Consider the following 23,418-nt stretch of genomic DNA (forward strand, 5'->3'; position numbering starts at 1 on the left):
GCTCCTCGAGGGTCAGGAGTTCGATCGTATCGCGGGCTCCTCTGCCGAATCAGTTGCCGCGGAGCTCCCGAGCGAGTCGCTCGTAGTGGGCCGCCCTCAGTTCCTCGTCGGACGGGGCACCGCTGGTGACGTATTCGGTCGGGGGCGGGCCGACCGCGATGACGGGAGCGTGATCTCCGCGAGAGATCTTGTCGATCCAGGCGAGGGCGACCGCCGACAGGATGAATACGGTGTGAATGATGACCTGCCAGAACACACCCTCAGAGGTGTAGTTGTCACCGGTGACGCTGTCTGCTTCGGAGTTCGGCGCACCGAGATCGCCGACCTCGATGAAGGTCTTGAGAAGGTGGATCGACGAGATGCCGATGATCGCCATGGCGAGCTTGACCTTGAGGACGTTCGCGTTGACGTGGCTCAGCCATTCCGGCTGATCGGGATGGCCGTCGATCTTGATCTTCGACACGAAGGTCTCGTAGCCACCGATGATCACCATGATCAGGAGGTTCGAGATCATCACCACGTCGATCAGCCCGAGCACGCTGAGCATCACGGTCGCCTCGGTGACCTTCGCCGAGTGATTGATCACCTCGTCGCCGAGATGCCACAGCTCCTGGGCGAACACCCAGACGTAGATGACCTGGGCGATGATCAGCCCGACATAGAGCGGAGCCTGCAGCCAGCGGCTGAAGAAGATGAGGTAGCCGATGGCGGAGACGCCCGCGGATTGCGGGCGGAACTGACGAGGCGGTGTGGGTGAGGTCATACAGGAAGTCCTAAGAACGGGGTCGGAATCGGGGGAATGAGGAGCGGGTCATTGCACGAGGGCCTTCTCGTCACTCCGGGTCTTGCGCAGGCTGAGCACTGTGGCGACAGCGGTGGTGAGGCCGATGAACGTCAACGAGAACCAGATCGGGATCTCGGGGGCCCAACCCACGGATTCGCCACCGTTGACAAACGGCAACTCGTTGACGTGGAGCGCGTGCAGCACCAGCTTCACGCCGATGAAGCCGAGGATCACCGCAAGTCCCTGCGCGAGATAGACGAGGCGCTCGAGCAGTCCACCGATGAGGAAGTAGAGCTGACGGAGCCCCATCAGCGCGAAGGCGTTTGCGGTGAAGACGATGTAGGCCTCGTTGGTGAGACCGTAGATCGCGGGAATCGAGTCGATCGCGAAGACGAGGTCGATGAATCCGATAGCCAGAATCGTGAGCAGCATCGGGGTGAAGAATCGTTTGCCGTCGATCTTCACCGAGATACGGTCGCCGTGATACTCGTCGGTGATAGGCAGGATCCGGCGCGCGAATCCCACCACTCGCCCGTTGGCCGGATCGCTCTCGTGGGAGCTGAACGCCTGCCGGTAAGCCAGCACGAGCAGCAAGGCTCCGAAGACATAGAAGATCCAGGAGTAGTTCTCGATCAGCGCCGAACCGACGGCGATGAACGCGCCGCGCATGACGAGGGCGATGATGATGCCGATCATCAGCACCTTCTGCTGGAACTCCTTCGGCACCGCGAAGCCCGTCATCACGATGAGGAAGACGAAGAGGTTGTCGATCGACAGCGCCTTCTCGGTGAGGTATCCGGCGAAGTACTCGCCGCCGAAGTCCCACCCGGAGACCATCCCGATGCCCACCCCGAACAGCAATGCGAGACCGATGTAGAAAGCCGACCACCGCGCAGACTCACCGATGGTGGGAGCATGCGGCGTGCGCACGTGCGCGAAGAACTCGAAAACGAAGAAGCCGATCGTTATCGCGATCGTGATGATCCAGATTAGGGGTGTGACGGCCACGCAGTACTCCTTGGTCGGTTGATAACGGACCAAGGTCTCTTCCACCCGGAAATCACGGGCAAGCCGCCCGGAACACCATGCTGTGTTCGTACTGACGAGTCGGCTTCGAAGGAATACTCCCCTTGCTCCGCCCACGATAGCCGATGAAGCCTGAGCGATTGCGGGGAGCGGGCTGCCAGCAGCCGTGAGGGGATCGCGGTCTTGCTCGCTGCGAGGGGCCTCTAGGATTGCTATCGCGAAGGGGAGTATTCCCACGGGCGGTCACCGCCCCGTTTCGCACTCGTCAAGACGGTCACCGCTGCTGCTGGCCCGGGTGCGGTGGTGTCGGCTGGATCGGCGCGGAAGAGACTTTCGGGGCTGTGGCCTGCCCACATCATCCCTCTCCTGAAAGGCTGCAATGGATCTGCAACTCCCGCTCTGGTTCGAGATCAGCAGCATCGTCGCGCTGCTCCTGATCATCACGGCCGACCTGGTGCTCGCCTATAAGCGCCCGCACATCCCGTCGACACGCGAGTCCAGCCTCTGGGTCGGTTTCTACGTTGCCCTGGCGATCATCTTCGCCGTGCTGATGTTCTTCTTCGCTGGAGCGGAGCACGCCGGGCAGTTCATCGCGGGCTGGCTCACCGAATACAGCCTCTCGATCGACAACCTCTTCGTCTTCGTGATCATCATGGCGAGGTTCTCGGTGCCGAGGAAGTACCAGCAGGAAGTGCTGATGGTGGGCATCATCATCGCCCTGGTGCTTCGCGCGATCTTCATCCTGCTCGGCTCCCAGCTGATCGAGAACTTCAGTTGGATCTTCTACATCTTCGGTGCTTTCCTGCTCTACACGGCGTTCGGGCAGGCGTTCCAGAACAACGAGGAGATGGACGAGAAGGAGAGCGGGGTCATCCGCCTGCTGCGCCGACGCATCCGCATCTCGAATGATTTCGATGGGGCCAAGCTGCGAACGGTGGTCGACGGCAAGAAGGTGTTCACGCCGATCATCGTGGTGTTCATCGCCATCGGCACCACCGACCTCGTGTTCGCGCTCGACTCGATCCCGGCGATCTTCGGCATCACGACGAGCCCGTTCATCGTCTTCACGGCCAACGTCTTCGCCCTGATGGGACTTCGGCAGCTGTACTTCCTGCTCGGCGACCTGATCGACAGGCTCGTGTACCTCAAGTACGGGATCGCCTTCATCCTCGCGTTCATCGGGTTCAAGCTCATCGCCCATGCACTCCACACCAACGAGCTGCCGTTCATCAATGGCGGTAAGCACATCGAGTGGGCGCCGGAGATCGGCACTTTCTTCTCGCTCGGCGTGATCGTCGTGTCGATGTCGGTGGCGGTGGTGGCGAGTCTGATCAAGATCCGCTACGACCGGAAGGGGCTGGAAACGGACTCGGCGGAATAGGCCGATGGCCGACGGATGCATGGGCAGGGCTACCCATTGATTCGACGGTCCGTGGACAGCGAGGATGCGGGGAGCGATGCCCATAGAGTGGGGACGCGCTGAGCGGGAGGGGGTGCGCCGTGGATGAGGCGACGGAGCTGGAGCTCCCGGGCGGCGTCGCCCGGTTCCGATTCGGCGGTCATTCCCATCGGGGTGCGGTGAGACGCCTCAACGAGGACAGCTTCCTTGCCGCGCTTCCGTTGTTCGTCGTGGCCGACGGCATGGGCGGTCATGCATTCGGGGACCGGGCGAGCCAGGCAGCTGTCGGTGCGTTCGAGAAGGCCTTCGACGGCACGACCCATGCCACCGCACAGCAGGTGCTCGAAACCATCCATCGAGCCAATGAGGCCGTGCTCGCGGTCACCAGCGACTCCGGCGCGGTGTCGGGCACGACTCTGAGCGGCGTCGCGTTCGTCGAGATCGGACCGACCGACAGTCATCACTGGATGGCCTTCAACGTGGGCGACTCCCGCGTCTACAGCTGGGACGGGCGCACCCTCCTGCAGCTCAGTGTCGACCACTCGGCGGTGCAGGAGCTCGTCGACCTCGGCGAGATCACGCGCCTGCAGGCCGCGACGCATCCCGATCGCAACATCGTCACGCGCGCCCTCGGGGCGGACACCGTTGTCGATCCCGACATCTGGCTGCTTCCAGCGCGGGGCCGCCAGACCTTCCTCCTCTGCTCAGACGGGCTGAACAAGGAGTTGAGCGACGACGAAATCGCCCGCATCATCGTCTTCCACGGGTCGGAGCAGGTGCGAGAGTCGGATGGGCTGCCGATCTCCCTCGCCGAGCGACTGGTGAGTGCGGCGGTCGCGGCCGGCGGATCCGACAATGTCACGGTCGTCATCGTCGAATCCGACATTGTAGGGTCGGGTTCGACGTCTTCTGAAGACACGGTCGATCGCGATGCGATGCCGGGGTTCCTCGAAGAGACGAAGCCGAGGGGGTAGAGCAACGCCATGACTGTGCACTTCAGGCCCGCGTTGAGCGGAGGATGGCTCGCGCTCACGTCGGGGGAGACGGTGCTGGTGATCGGCGCCCCGGCCGACCAGGCGATGGTCGACTCGCTGTGGGGGGCGCTCACAGCCGCCGGCGGATTCCAGCGGGTGCTCGACGTGCTCACGAACAAGGGCCTCGCGGCGACCCCGCCGTTCGCCCTGTTCGACGGGTCGGCACCCTCGCTGCGTATCATCGTGCGAGGACCGGTGACCGCCACCGTCACTGACGCCGCGGGCACGCATCGGCTCGATGGCTCCGGGGTGACGACCTGGCTCGAACAGACCCTGGTGGAGGTGTCGTCGGTGTCGGTCGATGTGGCTGCGGCCGTCGCCGCGGACGGTGTTGCGCGCCTGCCCCTCGGCGCCGGTGCGGCCTGGGTATCGTCGCTGGAGCTGGGGTTCGAGGGCTCCGGTGGTCTCGACACGGCCGCGGGCGGCCTACTCGACCAGCAGTCGGCCGCGGATGGTGCCGGTCGAGTAGGCAGCGACGAAGGAGCAGCCGTGTCGAGACCCGTCCTCGAGATCGACCCTGAAGCCACCGTCACCGAAGCCCCGACCGAGCGCAACGATGCACCCGAGACGACTCCCGAGACCCCGGCCGACGGGTACGACTACCTCTTCGGGGCCACCATGTTCCGGGATGTCGCCGGAGCCGCGGTGCAGGAAGCGCCCGCAGAGGAAGAGGCGGCTTCGATGCCCGCCGGCGACCACGACGGTCACACCGTCCTCACCTCTGACATCGCCAAACTCCGGGCGGAACGCAAAGCCAAGCGCGGGGCAGTGGCGCCGACACCCGCCGCACCACCGGCATCACGCGTGTTCCTCGCGCTCTCCAGCGGCACGCGTGAGCCGCTCACGCAGCCCATCCTCGTCGGCCGTTCGCCGAGCGTGAGCCAGGTCTCCGGCGGGCAGATGCCGCGACTGCTCACCGTGGGCACTCCGGACCAGGACATCTCGCGCACCCATGTGCGGTTCGTGCTCGAGGGCGGCACCGTCGTCGTGACCGACCTGCACTCCCGCAATGGCACTCTGGTGGTGTTGCCGGGCAAGGAGCCGCAGAAACTTCGGGCCGGGGAACCCACCTCGGTGATCACCGGCACCGTCGTCGATCTCGGCGGCGGCGTCACGCTCACCGTCGAGGAATCGGTGGACGAGGCCTGATGCGCCGCGCGACGTCAACGCCCCCCGACCTTCCCGGGTACACCTTCATCAAGGTGCTCGGGTCCGGAGGATTCTCCGACGTATTCCTCTACGAGCAGAAGCTCCCCAAGCGCCGCGTGGCCGTGAAGGTGCTGCTCACCGAGGAGCTGAGCGGCGCGAATCGGGCCGCTTTCGTCGCCGAGGCGAACTTGATGGCCCAGCTGTCGACGCATCCGTATATCGTCACGATCTACCAGGCGGATGTCGCGGGCGACGACCGCCCCTATTTCGTGATGGAGTACTGCTCCGGCCCGAGTCTCGCCGAGCGCTACAAACAGGAGACCTTCCCCGTCGTGGACGCCCTGCGCACCGGGGTACGGCTGTCGAGCGCGGTCGCGACGGCGCACGCGGCGGGCATCCTGCACCGTGACATCAAGCCCGGAAACGTGCTCACCAACGACTATGGCTGGCCGGCGCTCACCGACTTCGGCATCTCGTCGGCGGTCGAGGACGAGGTGCTGCCAATCCACACCGGAACTCTCGCCAGCGCGCTCGCCCAGGACACCGGCACGGGCGGCACCGGCCAGTCGGTGGGGATGTCGGTGCCCTGGTCGCCCCCGGAGATGTTCGAAGACGACCCGGAACCCGATGTGCGGTCGGATGTCTTCTCCCTCGCCGCGACCATCTACACGATCCTCGCCGGCCAGACGCCCTTCGAGCTGCGCGGACATTCCAACGGCACCCTCGACCTGATCGGACGCATCGAGCGCGGCGCTATCACCCCGATGGCGCGGGACGACATCCCGCGCTCTCTCCTCGCCGTGCTGCAGAAGGGCATGGCCTCGAACCGCAATGACCGGTTCTCCACCGCCGTCGACTTCGCTCGCGCGCTGCAGCGGGTCGAACTCGAACTCGGCTACTCCCCGACGACGATCGATGTGCCGAACCTGCACATCGAGGCCCCGACCCGGGCGGGCCAGGCGGATGACGCGGACGAGACCCGCGCTCGCAGCGTCGCCACCATCCAGGCCCAGCCCGTGACCGCGCCTGCAGTTCCGTCGCTGGTGACCCCTCCACCATCCGCGCCGTCGATCGACGAGACCCAGGTGCGCGGGGCCGCGAAGGTCATCGTTCAGCCCGAGCCGGCGGGCGAGACGATCGTGCGCCGACGGGTCACGACGCCGGTCGAACCGGAGATCGGACCGGCCGTCACGGACGAGCCGACCGACAAGCCGGAGGCTCCGAAGGCTTCCCGAACAAATAAAGTCCTCATCGGTGTGGCCGGCGGCGTCGTCCTCGTCATCGCCGCGGTGATCGTGGCCGGGCTCGCCCTCGGTGGGAACCCGACGGATTCGGAGAGTCCGAGCGCGAAGCCGTCCGGGGGCGATTCCGCAATAGTCGAGACGCTGCCGGTGCCGACGCTGGTCGGCACGCCCGTGGTGAGCGGCACGGACCTGGTCTTCACCGCCAAGAATCCGAAACCGGCGACCGGTGACAGCTTCCGCTGGAGGATCAGCAACCGCGGCAACGACGAGGCACTCCACCAGAGCCCGGACGGCGTGGTGACCGTGCCCGGCTACACCGCCGGATCCACCGTCTGCGTCGAGATCACGGTCGCTCGTGCGGGCAAGCTCTCCGATCCACTGGAGGCGTGCTACCCCTGATGAAGCCCCTCAAACTCGAATTCTGCGGGGAGTGGTACGAGGTCGTGCACCCCAAGGACTTCCACATCGGGCGCGAGTCCGATCTGGTGATCGACGACAATCCTTACCTTCATCGCCGCTTCCTGCGCATCTACGAGGACTTCGGCATGTGGTGGCTCTCGAACGTGGGCAACCTGTTGTCGGCGACGGTGACGGATGCCACGGGCCAGGTGCAGGCCTGGCTGGCTCCCGGCGCGCGCCTGCCGATCGTGTTCCCGCAGATGCAGGTGCTGTTCAGCGCCGGATCGACGACCTACGAATTCACGATCCACTCGGCGGACGACTACTTCAGCACGGCGTCGGCGATGGCCGGCTCCGGCGGCTCCACGACGATCGAACCCGTGCCTCTTACCTCGACCCAGCGTCTGCTGATCGTGAGCCTCGCCGAGGGGGTGCTTCGACAGTCCTCGCCGGGTCGCGGCGAGATCCCGTCCTCGGCCGAAGCGGCCGCCCGCCTCCACTGGTCCATGACCACCTTCAACAGGAAGCTCGACAACGTCTGCGACAAACTCGACAAGATCGGCGTCCAGGGACTGCGCGGCGGCAAGGGCAATCTGGCCACGAACCGGCGACTGCGGCTGGTGGAATACGCCGTCGCCACCCGGTTGGTGAGTCAGGATGACCTCTACCTTCTCGACAGGAACGACGCGGACGTGGTTGAGAAGGCCCGCGCGGAGCAATCCGGCTAGGCGCGTGCGGGGCGTCGAGCAGGCGTCCGCTCGGAGGCCCATGGGCAGCGGTACCCATGGCCGCGGTGACCTGACGAAATATCGTCGTGTTAGGTTGTTCCCATACGCCGTGGCCCAGAGTCAGTGGCCGTCAATCATCGTCAGGGAATCAGCCGTGGGGGGTCACGCGTGAGTGCGCTCGGGCGATGGGTGAAGAGTCGCAAGACCCTCGCCTCCGCGCTCGTGATCGCCGTCGTCGCCGGTGTGCCGCTCACGATCGCCGCCCTTCATCCGGGATTCCCGGTCTCCGACGTCGAACTCACCTCGCGTGACGTATGGGTGACGAACGGCCAGCAGCTGCTCGGAGGTCGCCTCAACCGCCAGATCGACGAGCTCAACGGATCGGTCGTGGCCTCGAGCGCGAAGTTCGAGGTGCTGCAGGACGGCGACTCGCTGTTCATGCACAATCCCGATGCCGGCCGCATCGAATCCGTCGACCCCGCCTCCACGGAGGTGACGTCCGCCATCGACGTGCCGAAGGGCGCCGAGGTCGGCTACGGCGGCACCACTCTCATCATCGTCTCGCCGAAGGGCGACCTCTGGGCCGTGCCGTCCGTCGGTGACTTGCAGTTCAACTACGTGTCGACACCGCCGCTGGTGAAGCTCGGCACGGGCGGACACGCCACGATCACCAAGACGGGCGCGATCATCGCCGTCTCGCCCACGAAGAAGAAGATCTACCGGATGGCGACCCTTGCCGCCCCGCCCGTCGTCTCGGACTTCCCCTCGGTCGGCGCCTTCCAGATCTCGGCGGTGGGGGAGAAAGCGGTGATCTTCGACCAGTCCACGAATGAACTGATCACCGAGGACGGCAGCTCCCACAAACTGCCGAAACCCGGGCTCCGCCTGCAGCAGGTGGGAGCGGAGTCCGGTTACGCGATCGTCGCCGGTGCGGACTCGCTGATGGAGGTGGACCTCGGTTCCGGGTCGGTCAAGACCATCTCCGGTGGCGTGACCACTCCCGCACGCAACGCCGCCGGTGTCTCAGCCCCCGTGTTCCTCGCGGGCTGCGCGCATGGCGCGTGGGCGACATCCCAGAAGTACCTGCTCGCCTGCGACGGCAAGAAGCCGGTGCGCCAAGACATCGAAGAGCAGACAAAGGGAAGCGAACTCGAGTTCCGGGTCAACCGCACCGTCATCGCGCTCAACGATCTGACCAATGGCAACGTCTGGCTCGTGAACGAGAACATGCGGCTTGTAGACAACTGGGACGACGTGACCCCGCCCGCCGACAAGCAGAGCGAAGAGACCGGCGACGAGAAGTCGGCCACCCAGTCCTTCGAAGACACGCTCGCCCAGCGCACCGAGGTCAACCGCCCGCCGACCGCGGTCGACGACGCGTTCGGCATCCGTCCGGGACGCACGACGATCCTGCCGCTGCTCGACAACGACACCGACCCGGACGGTGACGTGCTGGTGATCTCCGCCTTCGACGGCATCGCCGATACGACGGGTCACCTCGATCCGATCGATGGCGGCCGCGCGTTGCAGTTCACGCCCGCCGTGGGATTCGTCGGATCGGTGTCCTTCGGATACACGGTCGACGACGGTCGCGGCGGCACCGCGACGGCACGGGTGACCGCGCATGTCGTGCCCGAGAGCAGCAACCAGGATCCGGTCGAGATCCGCACCGGCGGAGTGAGTGTCGAAGCCGACCAGACGGTCTCCTACAACGTGCTCACCAACTGGCGCGACCCCGACGGCGACGACCTCTATCTGGTGAACGCGTCGCCCAAGTCGGGTGACCTGGTGCGGTTCACCCCGGACGGCTTCATCACGTTCACCCACCAGACCTCGGAGATCGGCAAGAAAGACGTCGTCTTCGTCGTGAGCGACGGTCACGGTGCCCAGGTGCAGGGCACGCTCACCGTCGATGTAAAGCCGACCGGCACGCTCGACCCGGTGGGCACCCCCGACTTCGCCACGGTCTTCACGAACGATACGGTGGTGGTGCGTCCGCTCGACAACGACGTCTCTCCCTCCGGGGCGCAGCTGCAGCTCGTCGCGATGGAGGCTCCGACGGGCAATGCGGTCGCGTCCTTCAGCTCCGACTCGAAGGAGATCACCTTCAGCTCGTCGGATGCGGGCATCTACTACCTCAAATACACCCTGCAGGCGGGCGCCGCGACCAGCGTGGGGCTCGTGCGTATCGACGTGCGCGACAAACCGAAGGACGATTCTTTGCCGCCGGTCGCGGTGAAGGACACCGCGTACCTTCGGGGAGACGAACCGACGACCGTGTCCGTGCTCACCAACGATGTGAGCCCTAACGGCCGGGTGCTCGCCGTGCAGTCCATCGACGTTCCGCCGGAGCTCATCGCGAAGGGACTCGTGGTCGAGCTTCTCGAAAGCGCGCAGATCCGGGTCACCGCCCCCGCGGCCCTGACAGCACAGGTGAGCTTCAACTACACGATCTCGGATGGCCTCCACGAGGCCACGGCCGGAGTCACGATCGTGCCCGTTCCCGCCCTCACGAAACACCAGCCGCCCATCGCCGCGAACGACACCGCGAAGGTGCGGGTCGGGGACGTCACGACAGTGGATGTGCTGGCCAACGACATCCATCCCGACCGCTCGCCGATGACTCTCGACACCAAGCTCGTGACACCGCCGACGGCGGGCCTCGCGTTTGTGAGCAAGAACAAGCTCCGCTTCCAAGCACCCACCACCCCCGGCGAATACACCGTCGACTATCGCGTGCTCGATCCCTTCGGCGAGACAGCAACGGCCACGGTCACCTTCACCGTGATCGGCCTCGACGCGAAGGGAAACCAGGACCCCACCCCGAAGCCTCTCACCGCGCGGGTGCTCGCGGGTGACTCGATCCGGGTGGAGATCCCGCTCGACGGCATCGACCCGGACGGCGACTCCGCCCAGCTGCTGAGCTTCCCCGTCGGGCCGAGCCTCGGCTCCATCGACAGCCAGGGCACCAACTTCTTCATCTACCACTCCTCGGCCGCGGGGTCAGGTACCGACTCGTTCAGCTACAAGGTCTTCGATGCCTTCGGAGCAACCGGCGATGCCGACATCAAGATCGCGGTCATCCCGCCGCCCAAGACCCTGTCGAACCCGATCGCCTCTCCCGACAGCATCTCGGTGCGGCCGGGACGGGTGGCGCAGGTCGACCTGACGGCCAACGATTCCGACCCGCAGAGCGCTCCGATCGCCGTGTCGAAGAAGCTGATCGACGTGCCCGCCGGCATCGACGCGAAGGTCGTGAAGGGCCAGTTTCTGATCCTCACCGCCCCGGATACGGAACAGTCCTTCTCGCTGCGGTATGAACTGACGAACAACCGTGGGGGCAAGTCGGTCAGCTACGTGCTGGTCAAGGTGACCAAGGATGCCCCGATCCTGCCGCCGACGGCGGAGGACATCTCGATCCTTCCCAAGACCATCGCGGGCAAGCAGACCACCACCATCGACGTTTTCGACGGCCATGCCTTCAACCCCTCCGGTCCGACCGAAGACCTGAAGGTGACCGTCGAGGGGCCGAACGCCGACTCCGCGAAATTGCTCGAGAAGAACGGCCGCATCGAGGTCACCCCCGGCAAGACCCGGCAGGCCATCGCCTATCGCGTCACCAACGAGAAGGACAAGCTGAGCGCGATGGCGTTCATCCTGGTGCCCGCGGCGGTCTCGAAGGACTTCGACCAGCCGCCGACGATCGATCCATCGCTGCCGGTTCAGTACGTGAGCATGAACGAGACGCGCACCTGGAAGTTGAAGGACATCCTCAAGGTGCCCTCCGGGCGCGAAGCGCACATCACCGACAAGGCGACGGTGAGCGCCCTGCAGAGTAACGGCGCCTCGCCCTACGTCGATGCCGACACGATCACGTTCACCCCCGCGAAGGACTACCGCGGCCCCGCCGCGGTGAAGTTCACCGTGTCGGACGGCGCATCGAAGGACGACCCCAAGGGCCTCAAGAACAACCTCACTCTCAACATCGTGGTGGGCGACCCGCAGTTCCGCGACACGCCACCGGAGTTCACCAGCCCGACGGCGCAGGTGGAGGTCGGCGAGACGACCACCCTCGACCTGCGAGCATCGACGGGGCATCCGAATCCGCAGATCCTGCAGGAGGTGACCTACTCGGACATCACGGGCGCGTCGGCCGGACTTCAGGCGAGCCTGAACGGATCGCAGCTCACGCTCACGACACCGCGCAACGCCAAGAAGGGCAGCACCTACAAGCTCGGGGTGACGCTCAAGTGGGACAAGTTCACTGTGCCCGGCACGATCAATGTGACCGTCGTCGGCTCGACCCGTCCGCTCGCGGTGGCCGTCTCCGATACCTACGAGACGCAGCGTGGTGACGGAGCCGTCGTGGCGCATCCGCTGGTCAATGACTCGAATCCCTACCAGACCACCGGCGAGAAACTCACGATCGTAGATGCCAAGGTGCAGAACACCGGCAACCCGGCAGGTATCTCGTTCACGAAGGACTCGGTCACCATCACTCCGAGCAGCGCGCTCAAGGACGGCCGCATCGAGGTCGTCTACACGGTGCAGGATGCCACTGAAGACAAGGATCGCCAGGTCAACGGCACAATCTCCGTAATTGTGAGCGACGTGCCCGACCAGGTGGCGAAACCCACCCGCACCTCGGCGGTCGGAGGGGACGGCAACGCGACCTGGCGGTTCATCGCGCCGGCCTCGAACGGCAAGCCGATCACGTCGTACGACGTGAAGACGACTCCCGGTGGCGCTACCGCGAACTGCACGGCCGGAGCCGACTGCACGATCTCTGGGCTCCAGAACGGCACGGCGTACACCTTCGCGGCCCGCGCCGTCAACGAGCACGGACCTGGCCCCTGGTCGGTGGAGAGCGACCAGGTCACGCCGTACGGCACGCCCGCCACGCCGTCCCCGACACTCTCCACCGCGAACAAGTGGGCCACCGCGACCATCACGGCGAGCTGGCCGGCCGTGGGATCGACTGGCGGTACCACCACCTACTACTGGATGACGAACTCCGGTAAATCGGGCAACACCACCGGCACGACCGCGACCTTCAGCGAGGGCGCCGGAAGCTACACGATTTCGGTCTACGCCAAGAATCCCGGCGGCAAACAGGGGGGCACCGGCACTTCCGGCGCGCTCTCGGTGCAGAACCAGCCGATACCCACCGCGCCGCAGAACGTGAGCACGCCCGCCGATCGCACCGGCGCCGGCACCCTCACTTGGACCTGGAACGCCCCCGCCAACGCGACCCCTGATGCCGCGGGCGACGGAATCAAGTACATCTGGTCGGCGAGCAACGGCGACAGCGGCACCACCTCCGGCCGCAGCGCCTCCATCAATGTCGGCGACACGACCGCCAACTACTCCCTCTCCGTGAAAGCGACGAACAGCGGGGGCACAGGCCCCTCCGCCGGATCGGGCTCGACCCATGTGACCAAGTCCGCCAACCCGCGGGTCGCGGTCGCCTGGGGCGCCAATGCGCAGGGCCTCCCGGGATGCTCGACCCAGTACTGCCACTACATGAAGATCAACGTCTACGACCTGCCTCCCAACCAGAGCTTCACCGCGACCAACAGCGAGGGACGGTCGACCACGGTGACGACGAACGGATCCGGAAACGGTTCAGCGCAGTTCTCCAACTACTACGGCTATCCCAACAACGACGTGACGGTCTCCGCCGGGGGCCACAGCGACACCCGCCAGTGGATAAACGCGGAGCAGTAGGAATGCGCGGAGAAGTGACAATGCCCATAATCACGACAAGAGAGCCAGTCAGATGCCGGTAACCCAAGAGCAGGCGACGTGGTTCGCCGACGCCTTCCAGAAGCTCGTCGCGAACGTCGATAAGGCGATCGTCGGCAAGAGCGAGGTGATCCGCCTCGTGCTCACCGCTCTCGTCTCCGACGGCCACGTGCTGCTCGAGGACTACCCCGGCACGGGCAAGACCGTGCTGGCGAAGGCGCTGGCGAACAGCCTGGACGGCACGACATCGCGCATCCAGTTCACTCCCGACCTGCTGCCCTCCGACGTCACCGGAGTTCAGATCTACGACCAGTCGAAAGGAAAGTTCCAGTTCCACCAGGGACCGATCTTCGCCTCGATCGTGCTCGCGGACGAGATCAACCGTGCCAGCCCGAAGACCCAGAGCGCGCTGCTCGAGGTGATGGAGGAGGGCGTCGTCACGATCGACGGCGAAGGCCACGGAGTCGGTGCGCCGTTCATGGTGATCGCAACCCAGAACCCGGTGGAGCAGGCCGGCACCTACAAGCTGCCCGAGGCGCAGCTCGACCGCTTCCTGATCAAGACCACCCTCGGCTACCCGGATGCGAAGACCGCGGTCGCCCTCCTGATGGACTCCGCGACCCGCGCCCGCGCATCCCTCGTCACCCCGATCATCAAGCCCGAATCCATCGTCGCGATGGCCGGACTCGCCTCCGAGGTCTTCGTGGACGAGTCGGTGATGCAGTACCTCAACGACATCGTCGAAGCCACCCGCAAGAACCGCGACGTCGTGCTCGGGGTCAGCATGCGCGGGGCCATGGCGCTCGCTCGGGCGATCAAGACCTGGGCCATCACCCAGGGCCGCACTTATGCGACACCCGACGACGTGCGGGATCTCGCGGTGCCGGTGCTCGCGCATCGCATCATCCTCGACCCGGAGTCGGAGTTCGCCGGCGTGAAGGCCGAAGACATCGTGAGCCGCATCCTGCTCGACATCGAACCGCCCACCTATCGGGCGGCGTAACCGCACCGCTATGACCCTGCGCCCATGACCATTGCCGACCCTCAGCCCCGGATCGCTGCGCCTCTGCGGAGGCTCGGCACCCGCGGCATCCGCCTGCTCACCGCTGTGGGTGCGATCGTCGCGCCTCCCGCGAGGCTGGTCTGGCGAGGGATCGGTCCGGTGCTCCGCACGATCACGGCGGCCGGATGGCTCGTGCTCGGGCTCGCCGTCGTGGCGCTCGTGCTCAGCGCGGTCTTCGGCTGGCAGGAGTTCACCTACCTCGGCTTCATCCTGCTTGCCTCCCTCGCGCTCTGCGCGGTGTTCCTCTTCGGCCGGGCGTCCTATGGTGTGCTCGTGGAGCTCAACCCGCACCGGGTGGTCGTGGGGGACCGCGCGATGGGTCGCATGGTCGTGACGAACATCGGCACGCGCGGTCTCACTCCCACGCGCATGGAGCTTCCCGTTGGCCGGGGCATCGCCGAGTTCCAGCTGCCCGCGATGAAACCGAAGGACGAGCACGAGGAACTCTTCGCGGTGCCGACCAACCGGCGCGCGGTGATCGTCGCCGGGCCGGCCGAGTCCGTGCGGGGCGACCAGCTCGGCATGCTGCGGCGAGCTCTCAAGTGGGCGGATGCTGTCGACCTCTTCGTGCATCCGAAGACCGTGCGCCTCGCGCCCTCGGCCGCCGGCCTCGTGCGCGACCTCGAGGGCCAGGTCTCCAAGAAGATCACCAACAACGACATCGCCTTCCACGCCCTGCGTCCCTATGTGCCGGGCGACGACCGGCGCTATGTGCACTGGCGCACCTCGGCGCGCATCGGCCAACTCATGGTGCGGCAGTTCGAGGAGACCCGCCGATCGCAGGTGACGATGATCCTCGCGTCGCGCAGCGACCTCTATGCTTCCGACGAGGAGTTCGAGCTCGCCATCTCGGTCACGGCTTCGATCGCCGCCCAGGTGATCCGCGACGGCGTGCAGATGAACGTCGTGAGCGAATCCGGTGTCTGGCGCACCCAGTCCGTCACCTCGATGCTGGATGCCTCGTGCCGCATCGATCCGGTCGGCCGTGTTTATCCGAGCATCCGCGACTTCGCGCGCGAGCGCACCCGTCGGCTGCCCGCCCCGAGCGTCGTGATGATGATCGGCGGATCGAACATGACGACCGGGGAGTACCGCAGCGTCGAGTCGCTGTTCGGCCAGGACACCGCCCAGGTGGCATTCCACGTGGTGGCCGGCGCCCAGCCGAAGATCGCCTCGGTAGCCGGACTCACCGTGATCACCGTCGGCGACCTCGCCGACCTCTCCCGCCTGGTGCGAGGGCTCAGCTGATGACCGATACCTCGATTCCCGGCCGCGGTATCCGCCCGGTCACCGGCCGCACCTGGGCGGACATCGCCGTGCTCCTCGTGCTCTCCGTGCTCGGGGTGCTCGGGTTCGAACCGTCCTTCGGCGGGTACGGCTTCCTCGTCGCCGGTCTCGGCGGGCTCGCCCTCGGTGCCGCCACCGGCATCCTGGCGTCCGTCTTCCGGCTCAACATCATCGCCCTCGTGCTCGTGGCGATCGTCGGCTACTTCCTCTTCGGCACGGCGATCGCTGTGCCCCAGCAGGCACTGTTCGGCGTGCTGCCGACCCTCGCGTCGCTCGAGAGCCTCGCGATCGGCGCGGTCTACGGCTGGTCGGATATCGTCACCCTTCGCACGCCGATCGGGGCGCCCGTCTACATCGCGGTGATCCCGTATTTCGCCACCTGGATCGTCGCGCTGGTATCGACTTCACTCGCCGCCCGCTGGCTGTCATCACGCCCGCGATCCGCCTGGCGATTCGCGATCACACTGATCGGTCCGGTGGTGCTGTACCTCGCCGGCATCCTGATCGGCACCGACGTGCCCTACCAGGCGGGCATCCGCGCCGCCGTGTTCGCGGCCCTCGCGCTGGTCTGGCTCGGGTGGCGGCGGCCCACCATCACGGCCGTCTCGGCCGGACCCAACCGCCTGCGCACACGCAAGCTCGTCGGTACGGCGATCGTGGTGGCCGGCGCGGTGCTGATCGGTGGTGGCGCCGGCTTCTTCTTCGCGCCCCCGAAGGACGAGCGGTTCGTGCTGCGCGAGGAGATCCAGCCTCCGTTCGATCCGCTGGACTACCCGAGCCCCCTCTCCGGGTTCCGGCACTACACGAAGCAGGCCACCGACGACGTGCTCTTCACGGTGAGCGGCCTGAAGACCGGCGACACGATCCGGCTGGCCACCCTCGACTCCTATACCGGCAAGCTCTGGAACGTCACGGGACCGAAGACGAGCACGGATGGCTCGGGCACCTTCAACCTCGTGGGACGCGCGCTGCCCGATCCCACCTTCATCACGCCGGTCGTGCGCAAGGACGTCACCTTCACGATCGACACCTACAAGGACTTCTGGCTGCCGAGCGTCGGCTACCCGACCAGCCTCGACTTCACCGCCGGCGCGGCCAAGACCGCCGCCGACAGCCTGCGCTACAACGACTCGACCGGAACGGCCGTGCTCACCACGGGGCTCGTGAAGGGTGACAGCTACACGATGACCGCCGAGGAACAGAAGGTGATCTCCCCGGACGACCTTGCCAAGGACCCGACAGCGGCAGTCGACCTCCCCCCGGTCGTCGGCAGCCCGGATGTCGTCACGAGCAAGGCGCAGGAGTTCGCCGGCAAGGCGGCGACCCCGATCGCGCAGCTCGAGGCAATCCGGCTCGCCCTCGTGCAGAAGGGCTTCCTCAGTCACGGGCGTGCGTCCGATCCGGTGCCCTCGCGCGCCGGCCACGGCGCAGACCGCATCAGCGAGCTCCTCGAACGACCCCAGATGATCGGCGACCAGGAGCAGTACGCGTCGGCATTCGCTCTCATGGCGCGCAGCTACAACTACCCCGCGCGCGTAGTGATGGGCTTCGCGCCGAAGATCGCCGAGGGCCAGACCTCGGTGAAGGTGACCGGGGATGACGTGACCGCGTGGGTCGAGGTCGCCTTCGACAAGGTGGGCTGGGTGGCGTTCAACCCCACCCCGAAAGAGACCGACATCCCGCAGGCGCAGGTGCCGAAGCCGCAGAGCATCCCCCAGCCGCAGGTGCGCCAGCCCCCGCGATCGGAGAAGGACAGCGACGATCTGCTCACGCCGGTAGAGCTCGAAAAGCAGAAGAAGGACGACAAGGGGCTGCTGTTCTCCTTGCCGGGCTGGGTCTACGTGCTCGCGCTGAGCATCCTGATCCCCGCCCTGATCGTGTTCGTGCCGATGCTGGTCATCGCGGCGGCGAAGCGGCGGCGTGCGCGACGGCGCCGGGAGGCAGAACGCACCGAGGATCGCGTGGCCGGGGCGTGGGACGAGTTGCTCGACCAGTATTCGGAGCTCGGTTACTCGGTGATCGGCAAGACGACGCGGGTCAACATCGCCCACGATCTTGAGCGGCAGGTGGCCCAGCCGGTGATGCTGCGATCGCTGGCGATCCGCACCGACGAGGCCGTGTTTTCCGGCCGCCCGGTGGACGACCAGACCACCGAGCGGGTGTGGACGGAAGCATCCGCCTCGATCGAAGCCGCCCGCGAGGCCGTGACCGGCCTGCGGCGATTCCTCAGCCGCTACCGGGTGAGGAAGGCCCGCGACTGGGCGCTGCGGATGGCGACGAAGAAGGAAAAGTCCTAAGCATCGCTCGGGGAGTGGTGCGCTAGCATTGCTCGACTGACGGACCAACCGGGGAGGGGAGCTGTGTCGGGCGACGAAGACAACCCCCTGCTGATCAGCCCTCCACCGGGCCTGCTGCCCGCGACGCCCGTGGCTCCCGCGCCTGTCGAGCCATCACCGGAAGAGCCCGAGGAGTTCATCACCCTGCCTCCAGGCATCGCCGATTCGGCCACCCATCGGGTGGCGAATGCGCGGATCGTGCCGCCCCGGGCGGCTCCTGCAGCCTTGTCTGCCGCAGCACCGGTCGACGAGATCGTCTTCTTCCCGGTCGTGCCGGGCCTGCCGCCGACGGCGTCGGCGCTGCCGACCTTCGTGCCGCCTGCGGTCGCGCCCGCTGCGACTGTGCCGGCGTCGGCCCCTACTGAGGAATCCGTCGACGAGACCCGCGCGAGCCTTCCGCAGCGCGGTTCTCCCATGGGGTGGAGTCTCGTGCTCCCGACCGGGCAGTCCGTGCCGGTCGCTTCCGCAGTGATCATCGGGCGGGATCCGGTGGCCAACGCCACGTGGCCCACTGCCGCGCTCCTGCCGGCGCTCGACCCCGCCAAATCGCTCTCGAAGACGCACGCTCTCCTCGAGATCGACGGCGGAATCCTCTGGGTGCACGATCTCGATTCGACCAACGGGGTGTTCGTCGCGGCCCCCGGGGCGGACGTCGTGCAGGTGGATCCTGGCACCCGGGTGATGGTTCCGGATGGCGCGGAAGTGGAGCTCGGCGAGTTCATCGTGACCGTGGTACGCGCCTGATCCTGCCTCGCCGGGGCACGCGCTCACGTCGTGAGAGCGCGCCGATCCGCCATCCGGAGGGTATTCCCAATCGGTGTTAGCCTGAAGCGGTGTTGTTCGGTTTGCTTCTTCTTCGTAGCCGCGACGAGTCCTAGTTTCCAGGCCTCCCTCGTCGCGGAGTCTGGTGCGGGTTTACGCGCCGCTGGCTGACCACCGTTTGGTATAGGAGAGCGCACGACAATGAACGATGTATCCCCGGCAGCCCCCCGCACACTCGCCGAAAAGGTGTGGGACGACCATCTCGTCGTGAAGGGCGAGGGCGGCACCCCCGACCTCATCTACATCGACCTCCACCTCGTGCATGAGGTGACGAGTCCCCAGGCCTTCGACGGGCTTCGTCTGGCCGGGCGCCCCGTGCGCCGCCTCGACCTCACGATCGCGACCGAGGATCACAACACCCCGACCCTCGACATCGACAAACCGATCACCGATCTGACGAGCCGCACCCAGATCCAGACCCTGCGCAACAACTGCGCGGAGTTCGGTATGCGCCTGCACTCGCTCGGGGACATCGACCAGGGCATCGTGCACGTCGTCGGCCCGCAGCTCGGTCTCACCATGCCCGGTATCACCGTCGTCTGTGGCGATTCTCACACCTCCACCCACGGTGCCTTCGGTGCCATGGCGTTCGGTATCGGCACGAGCGAAGTCGAGCACGTGCTCGCCACCCAGACGCTGCCGCTCACTCCATTCAAGACTATGGCCATCACCGTGGAGGGCGTGCTTCGCCCCGGAGTGACGGCCAAGGACATCATCCTCGCGGTCATCGCGCAGATCGGCACCGGTGGGGGCCAGGGCTACGTGCTCGAATTCCGCGGCAGCGCCATCCGCTCTCTCTCGATGGAGGGGCGGATGACCGTCTGCAACATGTCGATCGAGGCGGGCGCTCGAGCCGGCATGATCGCGCCCGACCAGGTCACCTACGACTACCTCGAGGGGCGCGCGCACGCTCCGAAGGGAGCGGACTGGGATGCTGCTGTCGCCTACTGGAACACCCTCGCGACGGACGCCGACGCCGTGTTCGATGCCGAGGTCTTCCTCGACGCGAACGAGCTCGAGCCCTTCGTGACCTGGGGCACCAACCCGGGCCAGGGTGCCTCGCTCAGCGACAGCGTGCCCGATCCGTCCCTGATCATCGACATGAACGAGCGCGCTTCTGCGGAGCGCGCTCTCGAGTACATGGACCTCGAAGCGGGCACCCCACTCAAGGACATCCACGTCGACGCGGTCTTCATGGGCTCGTGCACCAACAGCCGCATCGAAGATCTGCGGGCCTTCGCCTCGATCATCAAGGGCCAGAAGAAGGCGGATGGCGTGCGCGTCATGGTCGTGCCGGGTTCGGCCCGAGTGCGCATCGAGGCCGAGGCTGAGGGCATCGACCAGATCGTCACGGACTTCGGCGCGGAATGGCGATTCGCCGGCTGCTCGATGTGCCTCGGGATGAATCCCGACCAGCTCGCCCCCGGCGAGAGATGCGCCTCAACCTCCAACCGCAACTTCGAGGGCAGGCAGGGCAAGGGCGGACGCACGCACCTCGTGTCCCCGCTGGTTGCCGCCGCCACCGCGATCCGCGGCACGCTGAGTTCGCCGTGGGACCTGGGTCTCGACAGTGCAGGTCTCGACTCGGTCGCTGGCGCTCCCTACTCGACCAACAACGTGGGGAGCAACTGATGGACAAGGTCTCCGTGGTCACGGGCGTTGCAGTGCCGCTCGAGCGCGCCAACGTCGACACCGACCAGATCATCCCCGCGGTCTTCCTCAAGCGCGTCACCAAGACCGGTTTCGACGACGCGCTCTTCTACGCCTGGCGCCAGGATCCCGATTTCGTGCTCAACGACCCCGCCTTCTCCGGCGGCCGTGTGCTCATCGCCGGTCCGGATTTCGGCACCGGATCGAGCCGCGAGCATGCGGTCTGGGCGCTGCGCGACTATGGCTTCCAGGCGGTGCTCAGCCCGCGGTTCGGCGATATCTTCCGCGGCAACTCCGGCAAGCAGGGACTGCTGGCGGGCGAGATCAGCGAGGCCGACCTCGAGGCACTGTGGGCGCGGATCGACGCGCAACCGGGTATCGAGGCATCCGTCGATCTCGAAGCCAAAACGGCGACGATCGGCGACCTCACCGTGCCGTTCCAGATCGACGATTACACTAGGTGGCGGCTGCTGGAAGGCCTGGACGACATCGGACTCACCCTGCGCGATGAAGAGCAGATCACCGAGTTCGAAGGTCGCCGGGAACCCTGGCGGCCCCGCACCCTTCCGGTACAGCAGGTCACGAACCAACACGATGCAGGTGAATGAATGAACCCCCTAGCCACAGATGCCCAGAAGGCAGGTCGGCGGGTGGGATTGATATCCGACGAGATCACGATCACCGGCGGCAATCCCCTCAAAGGCCGGATCGCCGTGCGCGGTGCCAAGAACCTGGCGACGAAGGCGATGGTCGCGGCCCTTCTCGGCGAGACGCCGAGCACCCTGCGCGACGTGCCTGACATCAGCGATGTCGAGGTCGTGCGCGGCCTCCTCGAGGTCTACGGCGTGATCGTCAGTTCCCCGAAGCCCGGTGAGCTGCACTTCGACACGTCCAACGTGGAGAAAGCCCACTTTGCGGAGATCGACGCGCATGCCGGTTCCAGCCGTATCCCGATCCTGTTCTGCGGTCCGCTGCTCCACCGGCTCGGTGAGGCGCGCATCCCGGACCTCGGTGGTTGCCGCATCGGCGATCGCCCCATCGACTTCCACCTCGACGCTCTGCGTGCCTTCGGCGCGGTCGTCGACAAGTCCTTCGAGGGCATCTACATCACGGCCCCGAACGGCCTGCACGGTGCCAACATCGAGCTGCCGTATCCGAGCGTCGGCGCGACCGAGCAGGTACTGCTCACCGCCGTGCGCGCGAAGGGCACCACCGAGCTGAAGAACGCGGCCATCGAGCCGGAGATCATGGATCTCATCGCCATCCTGCAGAAGATGGGCGCGATCATCTCGGTCGAGCCCAATCGCGTCATCCTGATCGAGGGAGTCGACAGGCTCGAGGGCTACAAGCACCGCGCGCTGTTCGACCGCAACGAAGTGGCCAGCTGGGCCGCGGCGGCCCTCGTCACCAAGGGTGACATCTTCGTCGAGGGTGCCCGCCAGAGCGAGATGATGACGTTCCTCAATGTCTTCCGCAAGGTCGGCGGGGCGTTCGACGTCGAAGACGACGGCATCCGCTTCTACCACCCGGGCGGTGAGCTGAAGCCGGTGACCATCGAGACCGATGTGCACCCCGGTTTCATGACCGACTGGCAGCAGCCACTGATCGTGGCCCTCACCCAGGCCACCGGCGTCTCGTACGTTCACGAGACCGTGTATGAGGACCGCTTCGGATTCACCGACGCCCTCAACGAGATGGGCGCGAACATCGTCGTGCACAAGGAGGGCCTGCCGGATCACCCGCGCCGTGTCGCCCGCCGCGACTTCGAGCAGGCAGCCGTCATCACCGGTCCGACGAAGCTGCACGGTGCGCGCGTGCGCGTCCCCGACCTTCGTGGCGGATTCAGCTACCTCATCGCCGCCCTCAGCGCCGAGGGAGTCTCCACCGTGAGCAACGTGGGCATCATCAGCCGGGGATACGAGCACTTCATCGACAAGCTCGCGATCCTCGGTGCCGACTTCGTCTACGAGGGCTGAACATCGCAGTGACCGGAACGTCCGCAACGAAGCGAGCCCACTCGGAGAAGATCCCCATCTTCCGGCTCCTGGCGTTCCTGCTCGTGCCCCCGATGGAGGTGCTCGCCCGGTATGTGATCATCGACGGCCACAAGCTGCCGAAGAGCGGAGCTTTCGTCTTCTCGCCCAACCACTACAGCGAGATCGACCCCGTCGTGATCGGGCGGGTGATGTACAAGCTCGGCCGCGTGCCGCGCTACCTGGCCAAGGCATCCCTCTTCTCGGTGCCGGTCATGGGCTGGTTCCTCCGCACCTCCGGCCAGATCCCGGTCGAGCGCACCGGGGTCGTGCGCGGACAGGATCCGATCGCCGCCGCCGATGCCCTCGCGCACGCCGGCCATGCCGTCGTGATCTACCCGGAGGGCTCCCTCACTCGGGACCCCGACCTGTGGCCGATGCGCGGCAAGACGGGGGCGGTGCGGATGGCGCTGCTCGCCGACATCCCGCTGATTCCGGTCGCGCACTGGGGCACCCAGAACGTGATGCCGCGCTACGGCAAGAAGATCAGCCTTTTCCCGCGCAAGACGATCACCGTGAAGATCGGCGATCCGGTGGATCTCTCCGCGTTCCGCGGCAAGGGGCTCGATCCCAAGCTGCTCACCGCGGCGACCGCGGTGCTGATGACGGACATCACGAAGCTGCTCGCCGACCTTCGGGACGAGCCGATGCCCGCCGAGACCTGGGATCCGAGCAAGCACAGCCAGAGTGAGATCGGTCGTTTTGAACAACCCTAATCC

The 23,418-nt window shown here is 66.3% G+C and carries 16 protein-coding genes; 14 read left to right on the forward strand and 2 right to left on the reverse strand.

Going from position 1 to position 23,418, the window contains the following annotated elements; all coding sequences use genetic code 11:
- Positions 1-49: 49 nt before the first annotated feature.
- Together ACVXZ4_RS05025 and ACVXZ4_RS05030 are read right to left on the reverse strand one after the other, a co-directional pair.
- Entirely contained in the window at positions 50-763 is a 714-nt protein-coding gene (locus ACVXZ4_RS05025) for a TIGR00645 family protein (RefSeq protein ID WP_461797140.1), read from the reverse strand.
- Between the two features lie 48 nt (positions 764-811).
- A complete protein-coding gene (locus ACVXZ4_RS05030) occupies positions 812-1,792 on the reverse strand; it encodes a TerC family protein (RefSeq protein WP_461797141.1) in 981 nt (326 codons plus the stop codon).
- 397 nt (positions 1,793-2,189) lie between these two features.
- Here ACVXZ4_RS05030 and ACVXZ4_RS05035 point away from each other — a divergent pair, with 397 nt between their 5' ends.
- The 14 genes from ACVXZ4_RS05035 to ACVXZ4_RS05100 all read left to right on the forward strand — a co-directional run bounded on the left by ACVXZ4_RS05035 (position 2,190) and on the right by ACVXZ4_RS05100 (position 23,415).
- Positions 2,190-3,191 (forward strand): TerC/Alx family metal homeostasis membrane protein, encoded by a 1,002-nt coding sequence (locus ACVXZ4_RS05035; RefSeq protein WP_461797142.1) that lies wholly within the window; start codon positions 2,190-2,192, stop codon positions 3,189-3,191.
- A gap of 119 nt (positions 3,192-3,310) precedes the next feature.
- Positions 3,311-4,183 carry a PP2C family protein-serine/threonine phosphatase gene (locus tag ACVXZ4_RS05040; RefSeq protein ID WP_461797143.1) on the forward strand — a complete coding sequence of 291 codons (873 nt, stop codon included), beginning with the start codon at positions 3,311-3,313 and terminating at the stop codon, positions 4,181-4,183.
- A 9-nt stretch (positions 4,184-4,192) separates the two neighbouring features.
- Positions 4,193-5,392, forward strand: a complete 1,200-nt coding sequence (locus ACVXZ4_RS05045) for an FHA domain-containing protein (RefSeq protein ID WP_461797144.1) — start codon at positions 4,193-4,195, stop codon at positions 5,390-5,392.
- Entirely contained in the window at positions 5,392-7,035 is a 1,644-nt protein-coding gene (locus ACVXZ4_RS05050; protein WP_461797145.1) for a serine/threonine-protein kinase, read from the forward strand. The genes ACVXZ4_RS05045 and ACVXZ4_RS05050 overlap by 1 nt, the downstream gene beginning before the upstream one ends.
- A complete protein-coding gene (locus ACVXZ4_RS05055) occupies positions 7,035-7,763 on the forward strand; it encodes a hypothetical protein (protein WP_461797146.1) in 729 nt (242 codons plus the stop codon). The genes ACVXZ4_RS05050 and ACVXZ4_RS05055 overlap by 1 nt, the downstream gene beginning before the upstream one ends.
- A 168-nt stretch (positions 7,764-7,931) precedes the next feature.
- Complete coding sequence (locus ACVXZ4_RS05060) at positions 7,932-13,490, forward strand: Ig-like domain-containing protein (protein ID WP_461797147.1); 5,559 nt, start codon at positions 7,932-7,934, stop codon at positions 13,488-13,490.
- Between the two features lie 52 nt (positions 13,491-13,542).
- On the forward strand, positions 13,543-14,511 hold the full coding sequence (locus ACVXZ4_RS05065; protein WP_461797148.1) for an AAA family ATPase: 969 nt from the start codon (positions 13,543-13,545) through the stop codon (positions 14,509-14,511).
- 24 nt (positions 14,512-14,535) lie between these two features.
- Complete coding sequence (locus tag ACVXZ4_RS05070; protein ID WP_461797149.1) at positions 14,536-15,819, forward strand: DUF58 domain-containing protein; 1,284 nt, start codon at positions 14,536-14,538, stop codon at positions 15,817-15,819.
- Complete coding sequence (locus ACVXZ4_RS05075) at positions 15,819-18,155, forward strand: transglutaminase family protein (protein ID WP_461797150.1); 2,337 nt, start codon at positions 15,819-15,821, stop codon at positions 18,153-18,155. The genes ACVXZ4_RS05070 and ACVXZ4_RS05075 overlap by 1 nt, the downstream gene beginning before the upstream one ends.
- 63 nt (positions 18,156-18,218) lie before the next feature.
- Positions 18,219-18,938, forward strand: coding sequence for an FHA domain-containing protein (locus ACVXZ4_RS05080; protein ID WP_461797151.1), 720 nt, complete (start codon positions 18,219-18,221; stop codon positions 18,936-18,938).
- 219 nt (positions 18,939-19,157) lie between these two features.
- Positions 19,158-20,648 carry a 3-isopropylmalate dehydratase large subunit gene (leuC, locus tag ACVXZ4_RS05085; RefSeq protein WP_461797152.1) on the forward strand — a complete coding sequence of 497 codons (1,491 nt, stop codon included), beginning with the start codon at positions 19,158-19,160 and terminating at the stop codon, positions 20,646-20,648.
- Positions 20,648-21,274, forward strand: a complete 627-nt coding sequence (gene leuD / locus ACVXZ4_RS05090; protein ID WP_461797153.1) for a 3-isopropylmalate dehydratase small subunit — start codon at positions 20,648-20,650, stop codon at positions 21,272-21,274. Before leuC ends, leuD begins: the two co-directional genes overlap by 1 nt.
- A complete protein-coding gene (gene murA / locus ACVXZ4_RS05095; RefSeq protein ID WP_461797154.1) occupies positions 21,275-22,642 on the forward strand; it encodes a UDP-N-acetylglucosamine 1-carboxyvinyltransferase in 1,368 nt (455 codons plus the stop codon).
- An 8-nt stretch (positions 22,643-22,650) separates the two neighbouring features.
- Positions 22,651-23,415: a lysophospholipid acyltransferase family protein gene (locus ACVXZ4_RS05100; RefSeq protein ID WP_461797155.1), complete on the forward strand. Its 765-nt coding sequence runs from the start codon at positions 22,651-22,653 to the stop codon at positions 23,413-23,415.
- Positions 23,416-23,418 lie beyond the last annotated feature (3 nt).

It is taken from the genome of Lacisediminihabitans sp. FW035, from assembly GCF_054880895.1.

What these genes read in the sequence shown, in the direction of transcription:
- leuD (WP_461797153.1), top strand. Translation starts at nt 20,648, where the DNA reads ATGGACAAGGTCTCCGTGGTCACGGGCGTTGCAGTGCCGCTCGAGCGC.
- leuC (WP_461797152.1), top strand. Translation starts at nt 19,158, where the DNA reads ATGAACGATGTATCCCCGGCAGCCCCCCGCACACTCGCCGAAAAGGTG.
- ACVXZ4_RS05045 (WP_461797144.1), top strand. Translation starts at nt 4,193, where the DNA reads ATGACTGTGCACTTCAGGCCCGCGTTGAGCGGAGGATGGCTCGCGCTC.
- ACVXZ4_RS05035 (WP_461797142.1), top strand. Translation starts at nt 2,190, where the DNA reads ATGGATCTGCAACTCCCGCTCTGGTTCGAGATCAGCAGCATCGTCGCG.
- ACVXZ4_RS05055 (WP_461797146.1), top strand. Translation starts at nt 7,035, where the DNA reads ATGAAGCCCCTCAAACTCGAATTCTGCGGGGAGTGGTACGAGGTCGTG.
- ACVXZ4_RS05070 (WP_461797149.1), top strand. Translation starts at nt 14,536, where the DNA reads ATGACCATTGCCGACCCTCAGCCCCGGATCGCTGCGCCTCTGCGGAGG.
- ACVXZ4_RS05075 (WP_461797150.1), top strand. Translation starts at nt 15,819, where the DNA reads ATGACCGATACCTCGATTCCCGGCCGCGGTATCCGCCCGGTCACCGGC.
- ACVXZ4_RS05050 (WP_461797145.1), top strand. Translation starts at nt 5,392, where the DNA reads ATGCGCCGCGCGACGTCAACGCCCCCCGACCTTCCCGGGTACACCTTC.
- murA (WP_461797154.1), top strand. Translation starts at nt 21,275, where the DNA reads ATGAACCCCCTAGCCACAGATGCCCAGAAGGCAGGTCGGCGGGTGGGA.
- ACVXZ4_RS05025 (WP_461797140.1), bottom strand. Translation starts at nt 763, where the DNA reads ATGACCTCACCCACACCGCCTCGTCAGTTCCGCCCGCAATCCGCGGGC.
- ACVXZ4_RS05065 (WP_461797148.1), top strand. Translation starts at nt 13,543, where the DNA reads ATGCCGGTAACCCAAGAGCAGGCGACGTGGTTCGCCGACGCCTTCCAG.